Below are 300 nucleotides of genomic sequence, written 5' to 3' on the forward strand. Positions count from 1 at the left end.
ATCTACATGAGCGCGCCGTGCCACACCGTTGTCCGGCGCGTGCCCGTGCGCCATTTCGTATGCTTGCTGCAAATTCGCGACGTACTCAGCCGACACGTCGAACGCGTCACCAAGTGCCTTGGCCATCTCGGGGCTGATGCCTCGCTTTCCCGAAATGATCGGGTTGATAGCCTGCTCCTGCACTCCAAGAATGTAAGCGAGGTCGCGCTGAGACCAGCCGCGCGCATCAAGCTCCTCGCGGATGAACTCGCCGGGGTGCGGCACGTCAATAAGGCTAGATGCGATGGTCATACCGAGATC

1 protein-coding gene is annotated in these 300 nt (G+C 60.3%); it reads right to left on the minus strand.

All coding sequences use genetic code 11. From position 1 onward, the window contains the following. The coding region (locus tag EN852_RS38975) for a HigA family addiction module antitoxin (protein WP_135879914.1) at window positions 1-300 on the minus strand (300 nt) is incomplete at both ends.

Origin of the sequence: Mesorhizobium sp. M2E.F.Ca.ET.209.01.1.1, assembly GCF_004010375.2 — a bacterium.
Classification (GTDB): Bacteria; Pseudomonadota; Alphaproteobacteria; order Rhizobiales; family Rhizobiaceae; genus Mesorhizobium.